This window comes from Testudinibacter crocodili (genome assembly GCF_006228025.1).
GTDB lineage: Bacteria > Pseudomonadota > Gammaproteobacteria > Enterobacterales > Pasteurellaceae > Chelonobacter.
Genome location: NZ_VDHF01000097.1, coordinates 1 through 3,852, shown reverse-complemented (window position 1 = coordinate 3,852; position 3,852 = coordinate 1). Strand labels below are relative to the sequence as shown.

Sequence of the window (3,852 nt, the reverse complement as noted above, 5' to 3'; positions counted from 1 at the left end):
GAAACCCGATAGCGACTTTAAGATAAATGAGAAAAACTTAGCCTAATCCAACCCCAACACCTTACGTCCATTCACACTGGCGATGTTGATCATCGCTTCGATATCCGGGAAGCGGCAGCCGGCGGCGAGCAGGCTGAGTTCTTGCCACATATCGCCTTCGCACAACGGCACCATGTAGTCACAGATATTGTCGGTGCCGATTGCCACCGTAATTCCTTCCGGAATCATTTCGTCGGCAGGGGTTAAAGCGTTGTGGAACGGCATTAGGTCTTCTTTACGGTTGCTGTCAATCCATGCCATTGGGCAGGCGATCATCATCAATTGTGCTTGGCGCATTTTGGCATAAAGCTGGTAACGATACTCTTTCGGGTGTGCGCCGATGGAGATGCCGTGAATGGCAGCAACCCGCCCTTGCATACCGTGTTCGATGGTTTTGTCGCACAGCATTTCGGTCTCTTTTTCGCGTGGGGTGTTGAATTGATCAACGTGAACGTGACACATAATGCCGCGTGATTTGGCTGCGTCCATCAGAATATCAAACGCTTCTTCGCCGCGTCCGTAATCCAGTTCATCACGATACGGCAAGCCACCGATCATATCCACCATATCGGCGCCGATGTCAAACCATTTGCGTGCGGTCGGCTCGATCACACCTTTCAGCGTTTGATTGGCAAATTTCAGAATAATATCGTTTTTATACATTTCACGTGCACGGTGGGCGGCGATAATCGCGCGGTCTTCACAGACCGGATCGATGTCCACAAAGGTGCCGAATGCGGTGACGCCTTGTTGAATCATCATCTCAATCGCTTGGCAAAAGCGGGCGTAGTAATCGTCGACACTGGAGTTGCGTTTGATTTCGTCGACTAAATCCCATTTTTGTTGCAGATTGCAAGTGCGGTAAATATCAATTTTTTCCGGCGTCATGGTGAAAGCACGGTCGGCGTGGGCGTGGGAGTTGACCCAACCACCTTTTTTGATAATTTCATCGCGAATATAGGTATTAAACGTACGAACGTGTTGCATTGCGGTTACTCCATAAATTAGCTGTCAAAATAGGAATCAATCGAATGGTGCGTAAAGTTGCGGAGCTAAATTGCGGGCAAAAAAAATCCCCACTGACGGAGGATATTTGTTGATCAGATAACAATAATAACGACAATAGGTTATGCAGAGATCGCATAATGGTTTTATTGGCGACAAAAGTGCGGTTATTGTTAAATGAGCGAGTTTGCATAATTCTAGTTCCTGATGGGCACTAGAACGATAGTATAAATAGTTGCGGCGCGGAAATAAAGCGTTTTTTCAGAGCAGCAATTGCCAAGGCGAATTTTTAGGATTGTGTTTGAGGTTTCGACAATGCTTATCACTGGAAGTTATAACTTATCAGATGTAATTATGGTAGCGTTTGCGGCAATCTATTATACTAATGCACTATTTTAAAACTCAGTGGGAATAAAGAATGAAGTTAAGTAAAAAATGGTTTGCTATGATTGCCGTGGCAGTTGCCGCATTCGGGTTGAGTGCCTGTGATCAAGGTAAATCAAGTACTGCGAAAAACGAATCAAAAGAAGCGACTTTGGCAGAAACGCTGGCAAGCAGCAAAATATTGCGTGTCGGCACCGAGGGAACTTATCCACCGTTTACTTTTCATGATAAAGACGGCAATTTGACCGGTTTTGATGTGGAAGTCACTCGTGAAGTCGCAAAACGCTTGGGATTGGAAGTGCAGTTTTTTGAAACGCAGTGGGATGCGATGTTTGCCGGTTTAAATGCCAAACGTTTTGATATTATTGCTAACCAAGTGGACTTAAGCAATCCGGAGCGCCAACAGAAATATTTGTTGTCTGAACCGTATAATTTCGAGCGCTCGGTGGTGGTAACGCCGGTCGAAACACCCAATTTAACCGCACTTGATGAGGTCAAAGGCAAAAAATCTGCACAAAGCATCAACAGCAGCTACTATGTGTTGGCAAAGGAAAACGGTGCTGAGATCCTACCGGTCGAAGGCATGGCGCAGGCGCTGGAATTGGTGAAACAAAAACGTGCCGATTTAACGTTGAACGGGCAATTGGCAATTTTAGATTATTTGAAACAGCAACCGAATTCCGGTTTAAAAATTGCTTATCGTGATGACAATAAAATCGGTTCCGGATTTGTGTTCTTAAAAGGCAATGATGAGGTGGTAGCGGAGTTCAACCGCACTTTGGATGATATGCGTGCGGATGGCAGCCTAAAAGCGCTTTCTGTCCAATGGTTTGGCGATGACGTTACTGAATAATCTGTTGTCAGCGCTGCCGTTTTTAGATCAACAACAAGCGTCGATGCTGATCGATGCTTTTTTGCCGATGCTGCGCGGCGCCATTGTCAACACGATTCCACTGACATTGCTGTCGTTTTTGTTCGGCATGATTCTTGCGGTATTTATTGCACTGATTCGAGTGGTTCCACGCACTAATCCATTGTATGCGCTTGGTTATTATCTGGCACGAGTCTATGTTTCTGCGATTCGTGGCACCCCATTGCTGGTGCAGTTGTTTATTATTTTCTACGGCTTACCGAATATCGGTGTGAAGCTCGATCCGTTTCCGTCGGCGGTGATCGCTTTTTCATTAAATATCGGTGCTTACGCCTCTGAAACACTGCGTGCCGCTATTTTGTCGATCCCGAAAGGGCAATGGGAAGCCTCATATTCAATTGGCATGAGCTACGCCCAAACCTTCCGCCGCACCATTATGCCACAGGCGATGCGGGTTTCGGTGCCACCGCTGTCGAACAGTTTTATCAGCTTGGTGAAAGACACTTCGCTCGCTTCCACCGTGCTGGTGACCGAACTGTTGCGTGAAGCGCAGAACATTGCCGCCACCACGTATGAATTTCTCTGGATTTACAGTGAAGCAGCGCTGATTTACTGGATTATCTGCTTCTCACTGTCATTGCTGCAAGGCAGACTGGAAAAGCATTTTTCTCGCTACGGTTAAGGATCTTGATGTTACAGGTAAAAGATATTCATAAACGATTTCACGGCATTGAAGTGCTGAAAGGGATTGATTTACAAATACAAAAAGGCGAAGTGATCGCGATTCTCGGACCGTCCGGATCGGGCAAAACCACCTTTTTGCGCTGTCTGAATCTGTTGGAAACGCCAGATCAAGGCACGCTCGAATTCAGTGACCGCACTTTGCAGATCGATTTCTCACACAAAATCAGCAAACAGCAGACGTTGCAACTGCGCCGCCGTACTGCGATGGTGTTTCAGCAGCATAATTTGTTTCCGCACCGCACGGTGGTGGAAAATGTGATGGAAGGCTTGATTGTGGTGCAGAAAAAAGATCCGACGCTGGCACGACAAGGGGCGCAAACGTTACTAGAAAAGGTCGGATTGGGCGATAAACTGGAGCACTACCCATCACAATTGTCCGGCGGACAACAACAACGAGTCGGGATTGCTCGTGCGTTGGCGGTGCAGCCGGAAGTGATTTTACTGGACGAACCGACATCGGCGCTGGATCCGGAATTGGTCAACGAAGTGTTGCAAACGCTGAAATTGCTGGCAAAAGAGGGCTGGACGATGGTGATCGTTACCCACGAAATCCGTTTTGCGCAAGAAGTGGCGGATCGGGTGATGTTTATCGATCAAGGCAAAGTGGTGGAGCAAGGCGAAGCGAAAGCATTTTTCAGCCGTCCGCAACACGAACGCACCAAACAATTTTTACAACAGGTCGATCCGATCGACTACGCCGATTATTGCATTTAAGATAGGGTCTGTTGATCTTTGTTTATATTTTAAACACAATCCGCAGGACTATGACGCTTTTTCGCCATTACTTTTTGCTACTACAGCGGCGTTAA

The 3,852-nt window shown here is 46.9% G+C and carries 4 protein-coding genes; 3 read left to right on the top strand and 1 reads right to left on the bottom strand.

Annotated features, from left to right (window positions below; all coding sequences use genetic code 11):
• Positions 1–42: 42 nt before the first annotated feature.
• Entirely contained in the window at positions 43–1,026 is a 984-nt protein-coding gene (locus tag FHQ23_RS10285; RefSeq protein WP_139614245.1) for an amidohydrolase family protein, read from the bottom strand.
• A 436-nt stretch (positions 1,027–1,462) separates the two neighbouring features.
• On the opposite strand from FHQ23_RS10285, the gene FHQ23_RS10280 reads away from it, so the two are divergent.
• The 3 genes from FHQ23_RS10280 to FHQ23_RS10270 are packed head-to-tail and all read left to right on the top strand — an operon-like array spanning position 1,463 to position 3,757.
• On the top strand, positions 1,463–2,281 hold the full coding sequence (locus FHQ23_RS10280) for a transporter substrate-binding domain-containing protein (protein WP_176552305.1): 819 nt from the start codon (positions 1,463–1,465) through the stop codon (positions 2,279–2,281).
• Positions 2,265–2,981, top strand: a complete 717-nt coding sequence (locus FHQ23_RS10275; protein ID WP_139614244.1) for an amino acid ABC transporter permease — start codon at positions 2,265–2,267, stop codon at positions 2,979–2,981. Before FHQ23_RS10280 ends, FHQ23_RS10275 begins: the two co-directional genes overlap by 17 nt.
• A gap of 8 nt (positions 2,982–2,989) precedes the next feature.
• Entirely contained in the window at positions 2,990–3,757 is a 768-nt protein-coding gene (locus tag FHQ23_RS10270; protein WP_139614243.1) for an amino acid ABC transporter ATP-binding protein, read from the top strand.
• Positions 3,758–3,852 lie beyond the last annotated feature (95 nt).